Source organism: Halalkalibacter nanhaiisediminis (assembly GCF_007830185.1).
Lineage (GTDB): Bacteria > Bacillota > Bacilli > Bacillales > Bacillaceae_D > Halalkalibacter > Halalkalibacter nanhaiisediminis.
In genome coordinates, this window is record NZ_VLKZ01000002.1 from 431915 (window position 1) to 452801 (window position 20887).

23 protein-coding genes and 1 pseudogene are annotated in these 20887 nt (G+C 38.2%); 4 read left to right on the forward strand and 20 right to left on the reverse strand.

The genetic code is table 11. The features are described 5' to 3' along the window. The 3 genes from IQ10_RS04805 to IQ10_RS04815 all read right to left on the reverse strand — a co-directional run bounded on the left by IQ10_RS04805 (position 1) and on the right by IQ10_RS04815 (position 4739). Entirely contained in the window at positions 1-2331 is a 2331-nt protein-coding gene (locus IQ10_RS04805; protein ID WP_144449340.1) for an AAA family ATPase, read from the reverse strand. Positions 2332-2375: 44 nt separating this feature from the next. Continuing rightward, positions 2376-3305, reverse strand: coding sequence for a DMT family transporter (locus tag IQ10_RS04810; protein WP_144449341.1), 930 nt, complete (start codon positions 3303-3305; stop codon positions 2376-2378). Positions 3306-3455: 150 nt separating this feature from the next. Beyond that, positions 3456-4739, reverse strand: a complete 1284-nt coding sequence (locus IQ10_RS04815) for a glycoside hydrolase family 18 protein (RefSeq protein ID WP_144449342.1) — start codon at positions 4737-4739, stop codon at positions 3456-3458. A 156-nt stretch (positions 4740-4895) separates the two neighbouring features. On the opposite strand from IQ10_RS04815, the gene IQ10_RS04820 reads away from it, so the two are divergent. After that, positions 4896-5537, forward strand: a complete 642-nt coding sequence (locus tag IQ10_RS04820; protein ID WP_144449343.1) for a TVP38/TMEM64 family protein — start codon at positions 4896-4898, stop codon at positions 5535-5537. Between the two features lie 19 nt (positions 5538-5556). Here IQ10_RS04820 and IQ10_RS04825 read toward each other — a convergent pair whose 3' ends face one another. The 7 genes from IQ10_RS04825 to acnA form a co-directional block, all read right to left on the reverse strand. Then, the gene (locus tag IQ10_RS04825) at positions 5557-6015 is read right to left on the reverse strand and encodes a VanZ family protein (RefSeq protein WP_144449344.1); all 459 of its coding nucleotides are present in this window, start codon (positions 6013-6015) and stop codon (positions 5557-5559) included. Between the two features lie 200 nt (positions 6016-6215). Then, positions 6216-6356 carry a small acid-soluble spore protein N gene (gene sspN / locus IQ10_RS04830; protein WP_144449345.1) on the reverse strand — a complete coding sequence of 47 codons (141 nt, stop codon included), beginning with the start codon at positions 6354-6356 and terminating at the stop codon, positions 6216-6218. A gap of 48 nt (positions 6357-6404) precedes the next feature. After that, entirely contained in the window at positions 6405-6545 is a 141-nt protein-coding gene (locus IQ10_RS04835) for an FbpB family small basic protein (protein ID WP_144449346.1), read from the reverse strand. A 67-nt stretch (positions 6546-6612) separates the two neighbouring features. Then, positions 6613-7332 carry a DUF421 domain-containing protein gene (locus IQ10_RS04840; RefSeq protein WP_144449347.1) on the reverse strand — a complete coding sequence of 240 codons (720 nt, stop codon included), beginning with the start codon at positions 7330-7332 and terminating at the stop codon, positions 6613-6615. Between the two features lie 125 nt (positions 7333-7457). Continuing rightward, positions 7458-7664 carry a DUF1657 domain-containing protein gene (locus IQ10_RS04845; protein ID WP_144449348.1) on the reverse strand — a complete coding sequence of 69 codons (207 nt, stop codon included), beginning with the start codon at positions 7662-7664 and terminating at the stop codon, positions 7458-7460. Between the two features lie 10 nt (positions 7665-7674). Further along, the gene (gene ypzF, locus IQ10_RS18135) at positions 7675-7818 is read right to left on the reverse strand and encodes a protein YpzF (protein ID WP_199757377.1); all 144 of its coding nucleotides are present in this window, start codon (positions 7816-7818) and stop codon (positions 7675-7677) included. 143 nt (positions 7819-7961) lie between these two features. Continuing rightward, positions 7962-10673: an aconitate hydratase AcnA gene (acnA, locus tag IQ10_RS04850; protein WP_144449349.1), complete on the reverse strand. Its 2712-nt coding sequence runs from the start codon at positions 10671-10673 to the stop codon at positions 7962-7964. 262 nt (positions 10674-10935) lie between these two features. Between acnA and sspO the strand changes: the two genes are divergently transcribed. Then, positions 10936-11097 (forward strand): small acid-soluble spore protein SspO, encoded by a 162-nt coding sequence (sspO, locus tag IQ10_RS04855; RefSeq protein ID WP_144449350.1) that lies wholly within the window; start codon positions 10936-10938, stop codon positions 11095-11097. A gap of 94 nt (positions 11098-11191) precedes the next feature. On the opposite strand, the gene IQ10_RS04860 is transcribed toward sspO, so the two are convergent. Continuing rightward, positions 11192-11449, reverse strand: a complete 258-nt coding sequence (locus IQ10_RS04860) for a hypothetical protein (protein WP_144449351.1) — start codon at positions 11447-11449, stop codon at positions 11192-11194. Positions 11450-11558: 109 nt separating this feature from the next. Between IQ10_RS04860 and IQ10_RS04865 the strand changes: the two genes are divergently transcribed. Next, the gene (locus tag IQ10_RS04865) at positions 11559-11696 is read left to right on the forward strand and encodes a small acid-soluble spore protein P (RefSeq protein WP_144449352.1); all 138 of its coding nucleotides are present in this window, start codon (positions 11559-11561) and stop codon (positions 11694-11696) included. A gap of 147 nt (positions 11697-11843) precedes the next feature. Here IQ10_RS04865 and IQ10_RS04870 read toward each other — a convergent pair whose 3' ends face one another. From IQ10_RS04870 to IQ10_RS04880, 3 genes and pseudogenes are all read right to left on the reverse strand, one after another. Further along, positions 11844-12365, reverse strand: a complete 522-nt coding sequence (locus IQ10_RS04870; RefSeq protein WP_144449353.1) for an acyl-CoA thioesterase — start codon at positions 12363-12365, stop codon at positions 11844-11846. Between the two features lie 16 nt (positions 12366-12381). Next, the gene (selA, locus tag IQ10_RS04875) at positions 12382-13776 is read right to left on the reverse strand and encodes an L-seryl-tRNA(Sec) selenium transferase (RefSeq protein WP_144449354.1); all 1395 of its coding nucleotides are present in this window, start codon (positions 13774-13776) and stop codon (positions 12382-12384) included. A gap of 70 nt (positions 13777-13846) precedes the next feature. Next, positions 13847-14038 (reverse strand): annotated as a pseudogene (locus IQ10_RS04880) (Rdx family protein); the annotation flags it as partial. Positions 14039-14213: 175 nt separating this feature from the next. Between IQ10_RS04880 and selD the strand changes: the two are divergent. Beyond that, entirely contained in the window at positions 14214-15263 is a 1050-nt protein-coding gene (gene selD / locus IQ10_RS04885; RefSeq protein WP_144449356.1) for a selenide, water dikinase SelD, read from the forward strand. 57 nt (positions 15264-15320) lie between these two features. On the opposite strand, the gene IQ10_RS04890 is transcribed toward selD, so the two are convergent. From IQ10_RS04890 to phnD, 6 genes are all read right to left on the reverse strand, one after another. Beyond that, positions 15321-16052, reverse strand: coding sequence for a hypothetical protein (locus IQ10_RS04890; RefSeq protein ID WP_144449357.1), 732 nt, complete (start codon positions 16050-16052; stop codon positions 15321-15323). A gap of 131 nt (positions 16053-16183) precedes the next feature. Beyond that, positions 16184-16717, reverse strand: coding sequence for a histidine phosphatase family protein (locus IQ10_RS04895; RefSeq protein WP_144449440.1), 534 nt, complete (start codon positions 16715-16717; stop codon positions 16184-16186). Between the two features lie 137 nt (positions 16718-16854). Then, a complete protein-coding gene (gene map, locus IQ10_RS04900) occupies positions 16855-17601 on the reverse strand; it encodes a type I methionyl aminopeptidase (protein WP_144449358.1) in 747 nt (248 codons plus the stop codon). Positions 17602-18343: 742 nt separating this feature from the next. Next, a complete protein-coding gene (gene phnC, locus IQ10_RS04905) occupies positions 18344-19078 on the reverse strand; it encodes a phosphonate ABC transporter ATP-binding protein (protein ID WP_144449359.1) in 735 nt (244 codons plus the stop codon). Between the two features lie 17 nt (positions 19079-19095). Continuing rightward, positions 19096-19857 carry a phosphonate ABC transporter, permease protein PhnE gene (gene phnE, locus IQ10_RS04910; protein ID WP_144449360.1) on the reverse strand — a complete coding sequence of 254 codons (762 nt, stop codon included), beginning with the start codon at positions 19855-19857 and terminating at the stop codon, positions 19096-19098. Between the two features lie 10 nt (positions 19858-19867). Then, positions 19868-20812: a phosphate/phosphite/phosphonate ABC transporter substrate-binding protein gene (gene phnD, locus IQ10_RS04915; RefSeq protein WP_144449361.1), complete on the reverse strand. Its 945-nt coding sequence runs from the start codon at positions 20810-20812 to the stop codon at positions 19868-19870. Positions 20813-20887: the final 75 nt, after the last annotated feature.

A 20887-nucleotide genomic window follows, 5' to 3' on the forward strand; every position in this document is an offset into this window, starting at 1 on the left:
TTATTCTCCCCTTTCAGATATCAATTTGTCCACATCTTCTTTTATAATAGTCGATAAAGATTTCATGTCATATTGATTTTGTTTCGTTAAGCGCAAAGATTGGAGCTGCACAAGCCGTTCAAATACATCGACAGCATAGCGTCCGTTTGCAGGATGTCCATTCCTTTCAATTCCACTTATCAAAGCTTCCTTTGCCTCTGTTGAAAATAGATAACCCGATTGCTCGGTCCAATACAATATAATCTCAATTAGTTCATCTTTAGAGTAATCATCAAAATGAATATGTTTTTTAAAACGTGATCGCAAACCAGGATTGCTACTTAGTAGTAATTCAATTTCATTTGCATAGCCCGCAAGAATAACGACGAGGTTATCTTTATGCACGGTCATTTCCTGAACAAGTGTATTTATCACTTCTTTTCCAAAATCACCTTGCCCAGTAGATAAAAGCGAATATGCTTCATCAATAAATAGGACGCCACCTAATGCATCTTTAATTTTTTCTTTTGTCTTATGTGCTGTTTGCCCTACATATCCCGCTACTAAATCAGCCCGACTTGCCACAATTAAATGCCCTCTTTTTAATAAACCGATCTCTTTTAAAGCTTCGGCAAATATTTGCGCTACTGTTGTCTTTCCAGTTCCTGGATTCCCGCTAAAAATAGTATGTACTTGCAGCGGTAATGCCTTTAGGCCTTGTTCTCTTCTTATTTGTTGGATTTTCACAAAAGAGGTTAACTGATGGATCTCCTGCTTCACATTTTCAAGTCCTGTCAGTTCGTCAAGTTGTTTAAGAGCTTTCTTCTCATCATCCATTTCCTTCTCTTTAAAATCACCTGCTTCAAGAAAAACAAAATCATCCGTTTTTACGTTATCAAGTGATAATTGTGAGCCTTTTTGAAAAATCGCATTCTGGATAATATTTTTTGTCGTACGAGCATTACCAAAGGAATCATCAACTTGCGCGCGTTCAATACGCTTCTTCAACTCTACTTTTGCTCCATTCGTTAACAAATAATCGTTTTCTAAAGCGACCAATTCACCAATCTGTAAAAGCTCACTAACAGAGTAATCCTCAATATGAATATGATTTTGCTCAGGAAAACGGCTACGCAAACCAGGATTAGCCCTTAAAAAAGCCCGCATTTCATCAGGATATCCAGCTAAGATAACGGCAAATGTTCCTGCATATTTTCCACTTGTCATAGCAGAGACAAGTGTATCAATCACCGTCTGTCCGTAATCATTGCCTGCAGCACCAGCTCGTTTTAAGCTATATGCCTCATCAATAAATAAAACTCCGCCAGACGCACGCTCAATCGCTTTTATTGTATTTTCTTCTGATTGACCGACATACGCACCAACAAGATGAGTTCGATCCACTTCATATACTTCATCTCGTGTAAGTAGGCCAAGCTCATAGTAAATTTTCGCGAGTAATCTTGCAAGATGTGTCTTTCCCGTACCAGGATTCCCTGTTAAAATCATATGTAGATTAATGCCGTCCTTAGATTGAAAGCCTTGATTTAATCGGACCTTTTGATAGTGCAAAAATTGATATAGCTTTTTAATTCTTCCCTTTACACCTTCTAGCCCTATCATTTTCTGAAGTTCTTCAAGAGCTGTTCCATCACTTTGTTTTATTTGAGTCGTTTGAATCAAAGCATTCCATTGTTCATTTACCTCCTCAATTTCCTTAGTCGCACGAACAATTTGTTGGAATTGAGCCGCTGAATAGTAGACACCTGTTAATGAATGAGCATACTCATCAGTAGCTGTTTCAATCGTGGCAAACGGTTCTCTTAGCTTATCGATGTATAAGAGAAGCTCTTCAATCACAGTCATTCTTTTATTTTCTTTTAACCTTTCAATCGAATCGCTCAAATCCTCTCGCATCTTGTCTACATCTTCCATATAACGAAAGAAGTGTTTAGCCATTTCGTTATATTCTTCGGCCGTTTTTTTCTTCGCAGAACCATGATCCGTTTCACGTATAGGTGGAAATTTCGTCGGAATTTTCAACTCTTTCACAAATTCTATAAGTCCTTCAAGCTTTAGCTCATGAGCCAACTTATTTTCGCTATCTTCTTTTAAAGCTTGGTTTACCCAGCTTTCAACTAAATGGTCCTTACGCCCCATTCGTTCATATCTCGCTTTTGCGAGCAACGAATATAACTTGGCAGAGATTGTTGAAGTAAGTTCCTCATCTGTATGTTTTCCGAAACCTTCAAGGATTTCCCACGCTTTTGTCTCTTGGAATAACTCTTCACCTTTTTCAACAGCAGAAAGCCACTGTTGTACCCTCTCTAATGACCATCGTTCTTGTAACATCAAAACCACCACTTTCTACAATTCACGCCTCTATTTTATCACGCTTACCCACTCTCTGCATGATTAACAGGTTGTCGCTTCTGTCTTCTACCTGTAGTTCCAACATAGACACCTGATAAGACAAAAATAGCCCCAATAATAATCACTCCTGTTAATGCCTCACCTAGAAAAATCGTTGCCATGATTACAGCAGAAACTGGCATTACGTTGATAAATATTGATGCTTTCGCTGCACCAATTTGTTGTATGCCGTAATAGTACAAAATAAAGCCAATAACCGTCACAAATACACTCATGTGAGCAATAGCAAGCCATGCAGATAATGAACTTGATGCAAGATCATTCCAAGGCTGCTCAAGTAGAGAAAATGGCATTAAAAAAAGCGTCCCAAATCCGACAGCGTAGGTCGTGGAAACGATTGAGCTATATTTTCTTAAGACGACTTTTCCGATGACACTATAAAGCGCCCAACTTATGACAGCACCAAGTAAAATAAAATCCACTGGCTCAAACTGAAAACCAACAAGCATCAATAGGTCACCTTCCGTTATAATAATAATCACCCCAAAAAAAGCAAGAATTAAACCAATGACATTTCTTTTTGTAATCACTTCTTTCAACATCAACCCTGATAAAAGCATGATCAACATTGGATTAGAGGCAATAAAAAGGGAGCTTTTAATAACTGGTGCGTACTTACTTGCAAAAAAGAAACAAATATTATAAATAGTAATTCCCGTTAACCCCAGAATCATAAAAAGTAGCCAATCTTTTTTCGTCGGCTTCGGTCTATTCTTTTCGACCATCCACATAATTGGGAATAAAAGTAAAGCAGCGCCCAAAAAGCGTAGAAAGGATATTGTTGCTGGTTCAAAACTTTCAACCGCAATTTTCCCTGCTATAAAACCACTGCCCCAAGTAGACGTCGCTAATGTCAGCATGCCATAGATCAACCATTGCCGTTTTCTCTCCATCTTTAAGACTCCTTTTTTCCTTTCATTGTACTCCTTTCCTTCGTGTTGCGAAATAGTTATTTCATTATAATGATCCATTAAGAGTGATATTGATAAAGAAAAAGGTGTCACAAAAGGGCTTTCAACCTTTTATGACACCACCCATGAGTATTAGACCCGTTTTCTAACATTAAAATTATCTTCAACTAACAACCAATTTTGCGGAAATTCAATTCTAAGTACCCAATAACTGACTCCACGTAAATTTAACTCTTTGACCAAATCAAATTTCGCTTGAATACTTCTTGCATCCTCAAACCATACTTCGTGGTCTTTTCCTTGCTCATCGCGATAAGTGAAATAAGGTGATTGTGCCTGTTCATCGTATTGAATCGGTACACCATATTTTGCAGCTATTTGAATAGCTTCTTGTGGACTGATCGCCCGTGCAAATGCGCCTCCTGGTACATAAGGGAGTGTCCAATCATACCCGTAAAGGGGGATTCCCATCAAAATTTTATCATTTGGCATGACCGATACCGCATACTCAACAACTCTCCTTACTTGATTCAACGGTGCTACAGCCATTGGTGGTCCACCACTCCAGCCCCATTCGTACGTCATCAGTACGGAATAATCAACTATTTCCCCGTGAGCAGGATAATCATGCGCTTCATACCATGCACCAACTTGTTCACCACTTACTTTAGGAGCAAGTGCTGTTGAAATAGTAAATCCTTGTTCACGTGTCCGTTTAGCCGCTAATCTTAAAAAGTCATTATATTGCTGGCGATCTTCTGGCCTTAAATGCTCAAAGTCAATATTTAACCCGAGATAGCCTTTTTCACGCATTACAGCAAACGCATTATCAAGAACCTTATTTTGTAATTCAGAACTCCTAAGGATTGCTTCACCTAGCTCTGTATTGAAATTATCCCTGTCAATATTTGTTAACACTAGAACAGGAACGATTTTAAAGGGATATGCGGCCTGAATAGACGGCGTATCTTCAACTGGAATTAACTCTCCTTCCTTCGTTACCTTATAACTAAAAATAGATAAATAGGTTAAATGTCTCCCTACTTTCTTTACAACTCTCGGTTCAGTATCAGCAGGTGGTTTAGGCTCAATATAACCATTTACATCTAGTTGTACTTTCGGACGTGGAGGTAGATACAACCTCAAACCAACTGGCAATGGTTGATCTGGATTTAATTGATTCAGAGAAACGATTTCATTAATTGGAACGCCAAATCTTCTACTAATTGAATATAAGCTGTCTCCTTTTTGTACAAAATAATAGCGTCCGACAATCGGAATAACAAGAGCTTGCCCGATGACTAAATTATTAGGATTAGGCAGTTCATTCGCTTGAATAATATCTTCAGGTCTAGAATTGTATGCTCTTGCAATTCCTTGTAACGTCTGACCTTGCCTCACAACATGAATTTGCACCCTTTCCCCTCCTCCGTGCACTTTTCTCCGTTCCATTGTATGTCCAACGAACTTGGCTTATTACGAAAATTTCTCAATTTTAGCATGACTGACAAGACAGGTATATGAAAATATGAGAAAATAATAGAAGTGTTGAAAATAGAAAGGAAAGATCCTATGAGAAAAGCTCTTGTTCTCCTCGGATATGTCTTCATTGCTCTGTCAATGTATATGTTCGAAGATTCATTATTACAGTGGGTTCGTCAAGGTGGAACGGACTATTTATTCTTAACAGCTATTTTAGCGACATTCTTTGCCTTGTTTCCAATCATTCCTTATCCACTCATTGGTGGGGTGCTTGGTGCGGCCTATGGACCAATCATTGGAAGTTTAGTCACGTGGATTGGATCTGCATTAGCATCAATCATTATGTTCTCATTTGTTCGATATGGATATCAAGACTGGGGACAAAAATGGCTTTATCGCTATGATAAATTATCTAAAGTGACCATTTTATTTGAACGTAATGCCTTTATGACAATCTTTTTGACAAGACTGATACCAGTTATGCCATCCATTATTGTGAACATTTATTCAGCATTAAGCCGAGTGACTTTTGTAAATTATACAATCGCCTCATCTCTTGGCAAAGTTCCATCTATGATTTTATTTGCTGTAGTAGGTAATTCGATCGTCTCAAATCCTAGAGACTTACTTTATATTTCACTATTCTACGGTGTATTTCTCCTCATCGTTTATGCTCTATTTCGTCTCTTTAGTCATTTTTCATCCATACCAAAAGAGAAGCTCCCTGATTAATTTTTAACGAACTTCTCCTTTACTTAGTTATGATTAAAACATGTTGTTTAGTCCATAAGTAAAACGAAAAAATCATAAAGCCAATCCATGTTCCGAACGAATTCAGAATGACATCATCAATATTTGCGACACGGTGAGTAAAAAGAAACTGACTTAGCTCAATCGAAAATGAAAACAAAAAACCAATCGTAACAATAGTCATTTGTTTTCGCATGTTTCTCCAAATCGTTGGCAACAAAAAACCGAGTGGAACAAACATGATCACATTTCCAAGTAATATACGAATTGGATCTATAATTGTTGGACTAAACGTTGCAATTCGATAGATGCTACGAAACGGGATGACATTGTAATTTCTCCCTCCAGGTCCCGCTGGACCAAGAGAGGCACCATAATTCCACGCAAGCAATGTTATATAAAGTACTGCAATGATATAGATCAATAAAGCTGATTTTAACATGAATGACTGATGCTTCATTTGCCTGACAACCCCTTCGGAACAAATTGATTTATCATTCATTATTTCGCGACTTCGTTTAGTTGGCAAGTTCTTTTCATCGACAATAACTTCTGTGAGTAATAACTCATGCTCTTAATCCACTGGGGAATAGTCTTTAGCTATATTCCTAATAAAAATAAAGGAAGCTCCCTTAAATAAGAATTTAAGGGAGCTTCCTTTTAACCTTTTGGTGGTACATAATCAGGTTGTTTATTACCTTTTGTATTCATTTTTTTACCATTATTTGCATCAACTGCAACTGACTGTGTTCCAGGATGATAAGGACGGAACTGAGCAGAAGTTGAATTTTCACCTTTCATAAATAACCCCTCCTTCATGATTAGGTTACCACGAAAGGCTTTCCTTATTCACATCTCAACTTGGTTTTTCGCAGCTCTTCTTAGTTCCCATTTTTCTTCAAGTCGATCCATTGCTTCTTTATCGTTTAAAATATTTTCTTTATTTTGCCTCACTAATTCTTCAAATGAAAATTTTTTGACTCTTCTCAATACAAACACTCCTTTACTGATTTTTACTCATTCTGATGCAAAAGGAGCATTTTTATACATGATTTTTTTATTTGGCTGGCTTTCTAGTTTTCGGACTAATAAAGGTCTTGCCTGATTCGTCAATTGTCATAACAAAAATTTCTAACGGATTTGCATAGCCATGCTTATGAATTTGTTCGCGTAGCCAATCAAGGTTCCCAACCTTATTCACATTTGCTTCAATGATTCTCCCATCTTCAATTAACACACTAGGATAACCTTTTGAAGGAACATTTTTATTTAAATCGCTAACTGTAGCACTGTCATACTTCGATTTTTTAATGACACTAATTGACCCATTCATTTCTAAGACCGCATAATCAATTTCACTTAAATCACTTGCGCTGTTTAAACGTAAATCCATTAGAAATGACTCAAGCGTAATTTTAGCCTTTCTTAATTCTTCATGTAAAATGACTCCATGTTTCATTAATATAATCGGCTCATCTTCTAACACTCGACGAAAACGCGGCATTTTTAATGCTACAAATGATAAAGATAGATGAAATCCAGCAATGAGAGCTGCTGCACTGATTGGACCAGCTAGAGGAAGTTCTCCATCTGTTAATGGCTCCCCTAGAATATCACCAATAACCACGCCAAAAATAAAATCAAGTGCATCAATCGAACCCGTAGATCGTTGCCCTAACACTTTTACAATAAGAAATATATAGATATACACGATTGCTGCACGAATTAAAAAACCATAGACCGGCAATATATCAGAACCGTTCCAAAAGTCAAACATACCGTCACCTCCATTTGACTTTTTTAATATGTATAGGCATTTCAAGAAGCTGACTGATCGAGTATATAATGATTTTCGATTCTTAAGTCAGCTCTTGATTTGTCGGCTTAGTATCCAAAGTAAAACTAAGTTTGAAAAAATTGTGGTTCTTCCTGCAGAATCTGATGATATCTTCCCTCAAGTAAGGTTAAGATGTTCTTTTGTTGTTCTGCTAGGTTTTGAAATAACTGTTTCGCTTGTTCATTTTCCGTTTCAAGGGAAAATTGAATTAAGCTTGACTGAACAGCTTGTGCTGAAGCAATAGCCTGTTGAAGCTGTGTTTGAACAGTCAATGTTGGTCACCTAAGATTGTTGATTTCGGTTCATTTTCTTTGCTTCTATGTCAGCGTAAGAACCGAATTCAGTTTCTGGATGATTATTTTTCCCTTGTTTCTTTGCATTGTTATTTCGTTGAGCATTTGCATTTCCTTTTTTTTGTTTGCCCATATTTTTTCCTCCTTTTTCTTTCCTTCATAGGATGCTCAGCTTTTTAAGTCTTATTAGCTTGAATATATTACTAATATGGTATGTGAAATTATTTATAATCGTAAAAAAACCTCCTCTTCCAGAAGGAAAAGGAGGTAGTAATATTAAGCAAGCTTATTACGAAGTACCATTTGTAGGATGCCACCATGACGGTAGTAATCCATTTCAACTTCACTATCAAAACGAACAAGAACATCAAATTCAGTTTTCTTGCCATTTTTATCTGTAGCAACGACTTTAACCATTTCACGAGGTTTTACATCGTTCGTAATTTGAACGTCGAAAGATTCTTCTCCTGTTAAACCTAATGATTCAGCGCTATCGCCATCCTTGAATTGAAGTGGTAATACACCCATAAGTACAAGGTTACTACGGTGAATACGCTCATAGCTCTCCGCAATAACTGTTTTAATTCCTAATAGGTTTGTACCTTTTGCAGCCCAGTCACGCGAACTACCCATACCGTAATCTTTACCAGCAAGGATCGCAAGACCTGTATTTGTTTCCTTATATTTCATTGCTGCATCATAAATCGCCATTACTTCACCAGTTGGCCAGAACGTTGTATAACCACCTTCTGTTCCTGGTGCAATTTGGTTACGAATACGGATGTTAGCAAATGTACCTCTCATCATCACTTCATGGTTACCACGACGAGAACCATATGAGTTAAAGTCTTTAGGCTCGACACCTTTAGAAATGAGGTATTTTCCAGCTGGTGTATCTTTACCAATCGCACCTGCTGGTGAAATATGGTCAGTTGTAACTGTATCACCAAATTTACCAATAACGCGAAGTGCATTAAGAGGTTTAATATCTTCAGGGTCTGGAGAAAGACCTTCAAAGAAAGGTGGATTCGCGATATATGTAGAATCATCATCCCACTTATAAAGCGCATCATCAGTTGTTTCAATTTCGTTCCAACGTGGATTGCTGCTGAATACATTTTCGTACTCGCGACGGAATAACTCAGGAGTTACCGTTTCTTGAACGACTTTTGAAATTTCATCAGCAGATGGCCAAATATCATTGAAGAATACGTCTTGACCGTCTTTATCTTTTCCAATCGGATCATTTTTAAGATCAATATCAACCGTTCCAGCAAGTGCATAAGCAACTACAAGCGGTGGTGATGCAAGATAGTTTGCTTTTACTAGCGGGTGAATACGACCTTCAAAGTTACGGTTACCTGATAAGACAGAAGTGACAGTTAAATCATTTGCTGCAACTGCTGCTTCGATTTCATCCTCTAGTGGACCTGAGTTACCGATACAAGTTGTACAGCCGTAACCAACAATATTAAAGCCAAGCTTCTCCATGTATGGAAGAAGGCCTGAATCTGTTAAGTAACCAGTTACTACTTTTGAACCAGGAGCTAGTGAGGTTTTTACGTATTCAGGAACTTCAAGTCCCAGTTCTACAGCTTTCTTAGCGACTAGACCTGCACCAATTAATACATAAGGGTTAGATGTATTTGTACAGCTTGTAATAGCCGCAATAGCAATTGAACCAGTCGTCATCGTTGTTTGGCGTCCGTCTTTAAAGCTAACAGAAACAGCCTTATTAAATTCATCTTCAGATAGTCCTAGTCCTTGTGTTCCTTGTGGAGCCACTACTGCATTATGGAATGATTTCTGCATATCAGAAAGTGGAACAAGATCTTGAGGACGCTTAGGACCAGAAAGGTTTGCTTCGATTTGACTTAAATCGATTTCTACTGTGTCCGTGTATGTTGGGTCTGGTGTTTCACCAGCTACATAGAACAAGCCATTTGCTCTGCTGTATGCTTCAACAAGCTTAATTTGTTCTTCAGACCGACCAGTCAGACGGAGATAGTTAAGTGCTTCCACATCAACTGGGAAGAAACCACAAGTTGCCCCGTATTCTGGTGCCATATTAGAAATCGTTGCACGGTCAGCTAAAGGCATCGCTGCTAAACCTGGACCGAAAAATTCAACAAATTTACCAACAACTTTCTTCTCGCGTAGTACTTGCGTTACTTTAAGCGCTACGTCCGTTGCTGTTGTTCCACTTGGAAGTGAACCGATTAATTTCACACCGATTACTTCAGGCACTGGGAAGTAAGAAGGTTGTCCAAGCATTCCTGCTTCTGCTTCAATACCACCAACACCCCATCCAAGGACACCAATACCATTGATCATTGTAGTATGAGAATCCGTTCCAACTAATGTATCTGGGAACGCCACTGTTTCACCATCTTGTTCAACCGCATGAACGACATTTGCAATATGCTCAAGGTTTACTTGGTGAACGATACCGGTTGCAGGTGGTACCGCACGATAGTTATCAAATGCTTTCTTAGCCCAGCTTAGGAATTGATAACGCTCTTCGTTTCGTTGGAATTCAAGATTCATATTGAAGTTTAAGGAGTCATCTGTTCCTGCTTTATCAACTTGAACAGAGTGGTCAATAACTAAATCAACCGGGATTTCTGGATTAATTTGATCTGGATTTCCGCCTAAGTCAGCCATTGCTTTTCTTAGAGAAGCAAGGTCAACTACTGCTGGAACCCCTGTGAAATCTTGAAGAATAACACGCGATGGTTTGAATGGAACATCAATATCCTTGAGTTCACTCGTTCCCCACTTTGCTAAGTTCTCAATGTGTTCTTCTTTGATGACATAGCCATCATATTGACGAAGAACCGACTCTAGTAATACCTTTACTGAGTATGGTAGTTTCGAAACCTTACCTACACCAGCATCTTCCAAAGCCTTTAACGAGTAATAGTTAATTGTTTTCCCATCCAAAGAAAAGGATGAACGTGCATTAAATACATCATTGCTTTTTGACATATGTATTACCCCTCCTTCACAAGACTATCATACCGCAAACTGTAAAAATTGTCTAAATCAAAGTGAGAAGACCGTCAGTCAATTAGGAGAAGCTAGTAAGCGCTTCCCATATTGAAAAAACAATCCCTTCTTAGCATAGCAAAACTTGCTTAAAGAATAAATGGATTTTTCACATATTGTCCAAAGTTTTGAAAAAAATATTTAAAATTTTGCGTATAGTTAGCATAAATTTTACAAAAATTAGGAAATGGAGGTGAAAAGAATGACGAAGAAAAAAGCAAATCATCAAGTTTCGGGGATGAATCATGCAAAAGCGCAAGGGAAAGATGTTGGATATAACGGCGCCTTCCAAACAGAAATAGGAGATGAGCCTTTATCAGAAACACAGCGCCAGAATAATAAGAAAACAAAAAAGCGTCAATAGGAATGAATAAGGCAGCCATTTATTCGAATGGGCTGCCTTTTTTAAAGATCAAATAAAGTGTCATGTCCAAAATCATACCTTATGCAATAGTCTATTATTCATTTGGGAGCTGCTGTTTAAGATTTGCTATCGTTTGTTGATACTGGTCTAGCTGCTGATGTTGATGCTCCGACGAAATCGTTAATGCCTTATTGATTTGCTGTTCGGCTTCATTGATTTCTTTCTCTGCTCGTTTTATGTGAGCACCTGCGTCTGCTGGATAACTGTCAATGTTTCCAACTGCTTGGGTTGCTTCTGCAACAGCCTGCTCTGCTGCTTGAAAAGCTTGTTGTTTATCTTTTCGATAAGGCATCCTACTCTCCTCCTTCATTAAAGTCTTTACTAGCATGTAACAAAACTCCTGATTTATACGCATAAACGAGGTTCCAATAGACATACTACTAGCAAGGAGGGATGAGGATATGACTGAACATAATACATTTAAAGACCAGCGTAGAAATTCGCATAAAGGAAAAGATTCTAGCCAACCAGAACCAATGAGCGGCTCTAAAAAAGTGAAGAAAGCTAATCATAAAGGCCAAACTGACGGAGAAGGATAATAGCGCCTTAGCGAGCTAAAAGTGCTGGAAGACAGTCAATGTGTTGCGTGGTATTAGGCAACCATTGACTAACTGAAGCAACCTCGAGCGGCTAGGATGCTTCAGCTAGACATCCTCTAATTTTCTTATCTTTTAAAAAACAACGGATTACAATTCCGTTGTTTTTTTAGCAGCTGCTTCTTCGATTTTTTGTCTTTCTTTGCGTTGCTGTCTTCGTTTTTTCCGTTGCTCATGGCGCTCTTTGGCACCTTCATATTGCCATTTTTCTTCTTCTGACTCAGGTAATACAGGGGGAGCAGGAGTTGGTTTTCCGTCTTCATCAAGTGCAACAAAAGTCAGATAAGAAGTTGCTGTTAAACGCTTTTCTCCTGTTAAAAGATCCTCAGCCTCAACCTTAACATACACTTCCATTGACGTGTTTTTCGTAAACGAAACATACCCCTCCAAACAAATTGCTTCGCCTGTTTTAATTGGTGAGATGAAATCCAAACTATCGCTTGAGGCTGTCACGACCATTGTCCTAGCATGTCGCATTGCTGCAATACTTGCGACTTTATCAATATAAGCCATCACATTGCCACCAAAAATCGTCCCATGATAATTTGTATCTGGTGGTAAAACAATATCTGTTAAAATCGTCTTCGATGCGGATGGATTTTTTCCGTTCATTCTATTCCTACTCTCTTTAGTCAAACTCTTTAAGCCGAAGATGTAAATCAGTAAACTCATGCTCTTCTATCGTTCGAAAATCTATTGCAATTTGATCAGCAATGATACGCGTTACAACAGCTGGTGCGCCTTTTCTCAGTCCATCATAGATATGTTGGGTTTTCAATGTCGGGTGAGACAAATGAAGAACAAATGTTGCTAGCTCCACTTCTGGCATTGTTCCGCCACCAACTTGCGATACATCCTGCTTGATTTCAACCTTCCAGCTTGGCGATAAATCTCCCACAAAGTAGTCGATTTTATTTCGAATCTCTTCCTTTGTTAAAAGAACAGCCCGTAAAGTTGGTAGTCGTTTTGTCACTGTCTCCTCGTTCACATACTCCTTTAACGTCGCTTCAAGAGCTGCTAATGTCATTTTATCAACGCGGAGAACTCGAGCAAGCTGATGCTTTTTCAATTGATCAATCCATTTCTTTTTTCCAGCAATGATCCCAGCTTGTGGTCCTCCGAGCAATTTATCACCACTGAACGTTACGATATCTGCTCCATTTTGCAAGGACTCAGCAACTGTAGGCTCCTGACCAATGCCATGTTTCCCTAAATCATATAGTGCACCACTACCCAAATCCTCATACAAAAGCAAATCATGTTTAGCCGCAAGTGGCTTTAACTCTTCAACTGGTACATCTTTCGTAAAACCAATGATCTTAAAGTTACTCGTATGAACCTTCATCATCATTGCCGTCTCATCCGTTATAGCCCGTTCATAATCAACATAATGCGTTTTATTTGTGGTACCAACTTCCTTTAAATTCGCACCACTTTCTTCCATGATCGATGATACACGAAAAGAACCACCAATCTCAACGAGCTCTCCTCGTGAAACGATCACTTCTTTATCTTTTGCCAAAGCAGTGAGAACAAGATAAACAGCTGCAGCGTTATTATTGACGACCATCGCCGCTTCAGCACCAGTCGTTTCTTTTACTAACTCTTCAATTAAATCATGACGAGAACCACGTTTCCCAAGCTCGAGATTGTATTCTAAATTCGAGTAGGAATGGGCTGTTTCAAATACCTGTTTAATCGCCTGCTCACTTAAGCGCGCACGACCTAAATTTGTATGTAATACCGTACCAGTGCCATTTATGACTCGTCTAAGTGTATATGTTGAATGAAGACTAAGACGCTTTGACAAACGATGAAATATAAAGTCATGAAAGCGAATGGGAATCGATTCATCGACTTTCCAGTTCCCTTCAAGTATATCTCTTCTAATATCAGCAACCGTCTCTTGTAACCACTCAGTCAATTTCTCTTTTGATACTTGTTTAGACTCTAATATGGCAATAAAACGTTCATCCTGCTGCAATTCATGAATAGCAGGTAATTGTCTAACGATTGTATTCAAGTATAGTTACCACCCTTCTTTGTTCACAGCATGCATGAAAAAACACCTGAGAAGAAGGGTGCCTTTTCAGTTACTTGCCCATTTGGACCATTTTTTCAATTATCTCTTCTGAATCAGGAAATACACCTGTTTCTTTTTTAGAATAAATCTTCTCACCATTAACGGTTACCTCAAATACACCGCCAGAACTAGTTATTAATTGGATTTCTTTAATATTTGCACGAAAATGATCCAATATATCATCCGTGAAACTCACGGCTTTAGGTGCGTAGTTTCACATCATACAAAATTCAACAGTCACCTTGTATTCCATGTAATTCAAACTCCTTTACTTTAGTTTCATCTCTATTGTAGGATAAGATGGAACAGGATGCAAAAAAAGTGCAACCACAAGGCACACGAATCGTGCTTGAACGATAGATAGGAGGTGTCCTTTAATGGACAATAGAGAACAAATTCGTTTAACTTCATTCTCGACAAAAGCTGGTTGAGGATGCAAAATTGGTCCAGAAGACCTGGCGCAAGTTTTGCGTCACTTACCTAAACAAGATCACGATCCTAACTTACTAGTAGGACTCGACACATCCGATGATGCAGGTGCTTATCGTTTAACAGATGATTTAGCCATGATTCAAACCGTTGACTACTTTACACCTGTTGTCGACGATGCTTATATGTTTGGACAAATCGCTGCAGCAAATGCTTTAAGTGATGTTTATGCAATGGGTGGAAAACCAACAACAGTGATGAATATTGTTGGGTTCCCGATCAACACCCTACCCCCAGAAACACTAGCTGATATTCTTCGAGGTGCAGCTGATAAAACGAAAGAAGCTGGAGCGATTATCGTTGGTGGTCACTCAATTGATGACCAAGAACCAAAGTTTGGTTTGTCCGTAACAGGACTAGCGCATCCAGACCGTATTTTCAAAAATGTCGGGGCAAAGCCTGGTGATACGTTAGTCTTAACGAAACCAATTGGTGTTGGAATTCTAACAACTGGTATCAAAAGATCCGCCGTCACTGCTGAACAAGAAAAGGCAGTAACTGAAACGATGGCCAAGCTTAATAAGGAAGCAGCTGAGCAGCTTGAAGGCTTGCATCCAAATGCCGTAACAGACGTAACAGGCTTCGGCTTACTTGGTCATAGTTTCGAAATGGCAAAAGGAAGCGACGTGACATTCGAGCTTGAATTATCTTCTATCCCCATGCTAGATGGAACTCGCGAGCTTGCTGAAAAAGGCATTATTCCAGGCGGTTCTAAAGCAAATGAACGCTGGTTAAAAGATTCTGTTCGATACGCTGAGCATATTACAGACGTCGAGAAAAGTATTTTATGTGATGCGATTACATCTGGTGGATTGCTCATTAGCTTACCCCAAGAAGAGGCAGTACGCTATGTAGAAGCAATGCATAGTGTAGGAGCACATGCATCTATTATCGGATCTGTTACAGACAAACAAAACAAACCGATTATTGTGAAATAATGAAACAGGAAAAGAGCACTAGCAAAACTGCCAGTGCTCTTTTCCTTCTATAAAAGCTTACGATTCTTTTGAAACAGTTTTCACCAACGCCTTGTATCCAGATCGCGTTAATTTAAAGTCCTCATCAATATAATCATTTTTCTGCAATGTCTCAACCGTTTCCTCAGATAGAGAAGTGATAATTGTTTGAACTTCATCATTTAACGTTGTAATCGATCCTTCTAAAATTTTATCAGGTTCTATTGCCGCAGCCACTTCTTTCATCGGATCAACTTTGACAAAATATTTTTTCGTTTCAAGGACAGCAGACTGTAGCCTTCCTTTTATATTTAATACTTCTTGCATAATCGTTGACTGCTCTGAATCCTTTTGCTTAATTTTTTCTCGATAAGACTGTTTAACAGCTTCATCTAACTGAGCCTTTGTAAAGAGCTCCTCAAGCAATTGTGTTCGGTCTAAATCAATCTTCTTCAGTTCCTGTTCTTTTTCTGTCAGATCGACTTCAAAAATTCTCGTTGACTCTGTATCATCATACGATTTATTAACTTGCACATCCATTTTGGGAACTTGAGCTGTATTTTCTTTTAATTCCTTAAGCTTTTTATTTACAATATACGCAAAACCAACCAAAAAGAGAATGACAAAAAGCCTAAACAATACTTCGTTATTACTAATAGTATATATAAGTGCTACGCCTAAAAGAACACTAACAAGATTAATAGTCCAATTCAGTTTCGATTTCGAACGAACTGCATGCTGGACATTTTCACGGATTTGTTTTTGTCTCATCCTAATTACACCCCTATATTTACTTTTCATCGCTTAAGAGCGACTAAATCAAATGATATCACATTTCCAATGAGACTATAGATCTATTTTATTTATGTTGATCAGTTACATAACCTCACTCAAATCAAAACCTACTCCTTTTCAAAAACATAGACTTGTCCATTCTCTGGTCTATTAAATCTAGGTCCAGTAAATCCTCTTTTCATTAATTCCTTCCTCATAAACATCATCATCCCACCGTGCCCAACAATAAGAACATCTTCATCATCGTGCAATATTTTATCTAATGTATCATTAATTTGCTTGATCACTTCGCGTTTGCTTTTTGGTTGGGATTTATGGTTAAACATCCACGCAATCCTAATGAAAAAGATATTTAAAAAGAGTGGGAGTTTCACTTTAGAATGAAAGAGTGGTGAAAAAGTTATTTCTCTTAATTCCTTTAAATATATAATTTCTCCATTGCATGCCTTTTGAGCAGTGGTTTTTGCTCGTGGTAGATCACTTGAGTAACATTTTTGCCACTTTATCTGACAGTTTATTTCATTTTCCCATACATCTGAAGCGTCATATTCATCAACCCATTTCATTAGCTCTTCGCTTGTAATGATTTTATTTGGATATCCCCTCTTCACTCTAAAATGCCGAATTAAACCAACTTTCATTCTCTTCACCTCTACCTCTTATTCTTATCAATATACTAGTTCTTGTTTAAATTATACTATTTTTATAGAGATGAACATGATAACGATATTTGAAAAAGGCGTTTCTACCTTGAAGTAGAAACGCCTCACTCTTCAAATTACTGTTCTGTTAAAATCAACGGGCCATTTTTTGTAATCGCTAAAGTGTGCTCATATTGTGCGGATAACTTACCATCAACCGTTCTTGCTGTCCATCCATTTGAGTCCATTTTACTATGCCATGTTCCCTCGTTAATCATTGGTTCAATGGTAATAACCATACCTTCTTTTAATCTGAGACCTTTTCCTTTTGAACCATAATGTAAAATTTGTGGTTCTTCATGGATTGTCGGTCCAAGACCATGCCCAGTAAAATCTCGAACGACAGAAAATCCTTCAGCTTCTACATAAGATTGAATCGCATGCCCAATATCGCCGACTCTATTGCCAATAATAGCTGCTTCAATTCCTTTATTCAGTGATTCTTTCGTTACTTCCATCAATTTACTTGTTTTATCATCAATATCTCCAATCGCGTACGTCCAAGCAGAATCTGCCAAACCGCCATTAAGATTGACCACCATATCAATGGTAACGATATCGCCATTTTTAAGTTCTGATTTTCGTGGAAAGCCATGACAAATCTCATCATTAATAGAAGCACATGTAGCAAATTGATAACCTTTGTACCCTTTCTGCTCTGGTGTAGCACCATGCTTCTTTAAAAAGCTCTCTACAAACTGATCAATTTCTGTTGTTGTCATTCCTGGTTCAATCATCTTTGCAATTTCTTTATGACAAGCAGCTAATAACTTTCCTGCTTCATGCATTAAATGGATTTCTCTTTCTGATTTTAACGTCAACATTCGATTCACACCTTATTCTATGTATTTGCGTATCCATAAGAATTTTACCACATTGTCATCATTTCATTTAATTTTACGCTTTTAATATAGATTTTTAAATAAGCGAACGACCAACTTGGGAAGAAAAGTTAAACTACTCCATATAATCGAAAATAAAATCGAGTCTCGAATTTCAATCCAAATAGCCTTCATAAACCTTCTTACACAAAGATGTCTTTTTTTTCATAGCTTTCCTCACGAATCAATAAAATTAGTGACTACTCTGTCGCTAAGATTATTATGTCCACTTTAACCAAACCAAAAAAATACCCTCTCACACAATGTAGTGTAAGAGGGTAATATATCATATTAGCAGTAAAAAGAACGATTCTTGATCATTTCTTCTACTCGTCTTTGCTGATTCTTCGTCATGTTTGTTAAAACCTTTGAAAAGAAACTCTTCATGTTAATTCCTTCTTCCATTTAGAATGTACTCTCATTATGCGCTCACGGCGCTTATTAATCAAAACGGAAAAAAGGTAATGAAAACGAAAACATCTTTTATGAAAACGCGTATCATTATGTACTATCTTACTCATTCGTCTTTTTCCTTTCATTTACGACCATATCCAATAAATAGCTTTTCCTGCTATTTTTTCACACCTAGTCACGCAAAAAAACAACGCTGTTTTAAGCGCTGTTTTAAATGAAATGTATACTTATCTCTTGGCTTTGGTCAATATATCCGGAATATCCTGATCTATTACTGATAAATATATGCAAACATCTTATCATCGACTTCATCTGGCTTTCCATCAAAAATTAATTGACCATCACGAAAAGCAATGATTCTTGTTGCAAATTCTTTTGCTAAGTTCACATCATGAACATTAATAATCGACAATAATTCACGTTCTTCATGAATCTTTTTAAGCAACTCAAAAATTTTTCTGGATGTTGATGGATCCAAGCTCGCAACTGGTTCATCACCTAGTATAAGCTTTGGAGACTGAAGCAAAGCTCTCGCAATGCCGACACGCTGCTTTTGGCCGCCACTAAGAGCTTCTACACGTTTATCGGCATGATCAGTAAGCCCTACCTGCTCAAGCGCCTCGATTCCACGTCTTTTCTCCTCAGCAGTGAAAAGTCCAAGAAGGTTCTTATAAGAAGGACGATGACCAAAGGCACCTGTTAGCGTGTTTTGAAAAACGGTCATCCGCGGAATTAAATTAAAATGTTGAAAAATCATCACCATTTCCGTTCGAACCTGTCGCATTTTTGCTTCTGATAATGTGGTTAGTTCCGTTCCATCCCATTTGATTAAGCCAGAAGAAGGTTGCATGAGGCGGTTAATCGAACGAATAAACGTTGATTTACCAGCACCACTTTTTCCAAGCACGCAAACAAATTCGCCCTTATTTAATGTCAATGATACATGATCAATCGCGTTCTCCTTCGACTTCGGATAGCGAACGACTAAATCAGAAATTGAAAGCATCAGATCTTCCTCCTACTTTAAATGACTCTTGCGCGAATACGTCCACCAATGAAGTCGACGAGAATGACAAGAATCATGATACAAATGATGTCAAGAGCAACAGCTGTATAACGGAAGCTTTGAAAATGGTTAAAAAGCTGTTGTCCAATTCCACCGCCACCAATAAAGCCTAAAATGAGTGATGTTCGAATCGCAACTTCAAAACGATAGAAGTATTGCGATAATACATTCGGCCAAATTTGCGGCAAAATCGAGAAAAGATGACCAACCCATCTCGTTGCTCCAACTGATCTCATTGCTTCTTGAGGGCCAGTATCTGCTGATTCAATTAATTCTGAAATAAGCTTTCCAAGAACGCCAATATTATGCAAAACAATTGCGATTACTGCCGCAAATGGTCCAAGCCCAAACGCCGTTACAAAGATTAATCCGAACACAATTTCAGGAATCGAGCGTAATCCACTAAGAAAAGAACGAGATGCCCAATACGTCGCAATTGACCCACTCGTATTTTGTGCAGCAAAAAAACTAAATGGCAAGGCAATAACAAGAGCGATAATCGACCCTAAAAACGCCACCGCAAGTGTTACAAGACTGTGATAAGCCATACTAGGAAAGAGTGACCACTCAATCGGAAAAAAACGAGTGGTCACCATTTCATAAATATTCCCGAATTGTGTAAGCTTGCTCCATTCAAAGCCTGTCATGTACATGCTCCACCAGCATGCCAAAATAATCAGCAGGACATAAACGATATATCGCTTACGAAACCAAACCATAGAACATCCCTTACTCTTCTTCTAAAGTAAGCATATCGAATTCACGAGCTGCTTCTAATACATCCGCATATTGACTATCATCCGCTTCAACAAATTTTGTTGCTCCACCAAAGATACGTAGAATCTCTTCATCCTCAATTTCATAGAATGCTTCTTGAACTTGAGAAATCAGCTCATCATCCATCTGAGCAGGTACTACCCAAGGATATTGATAAAGTTGTTCTGACTGCCAAATCACTTTGATATCGTCACGTAACGTACCACCATTGTTTTCGTCTTCCGTCATTAATGCTTCAAGAATCGCACTATCAATTGCTCCAGCATCAACTGTTTGATCTTGCACTAAAGTCGCAACAACATCGTGAGATCCAGCAAATTGAATTTGATTAAATTCATGATTATCTTCACTCTCGTAGTAACCAAGATTACGTAACTCTAGTCCAGGAATTAAATGACCTGAAGTAGATGAAATGCTCGCAAATGCAAAATCAACTTCAGCCCGGTCCTCAAGCATGTCCTCTAGATTCTCCCATTCTGCATCTGCATGCGTAATAATGTTTGAATAATAGTAAGGACTTCCATCAATTTCTTGTGTAATAATGGCCTTGGCTCCGCTCTGTTCATGAGCAATTAAGTACGTTAGAGGTCCTAAGTATGCCAAATCAATGTGATTGTAGTTAAGAGCTTCAACGACCGCATTATAGTTAGGGTACTGTTCTACTACCACTTCACGACCTAGACGATCTGCAAGATGCTCTTCTAAGTTGTTTAAGCCTGTTTCCATTTCACCGATAGATTGTGACGGGATAACAGCTATTTCAAATACTTCATCTGAACCTTCTTCAACGGCCTCTTCTGACCCTTCTGCAGGAGTTTCAGTTGTTTCTTCCGTTTCTGATCCACCGCATGCCGTTAACACAAGGGCAAGACCAAGAGAAATCATCCATTTCTTCATTCTTTTCTCCACCTTTTCTTTATACTGTTGACTTGTAAAAATCTATCACCGGTTACTCAGTTTGTAAAGTAATAT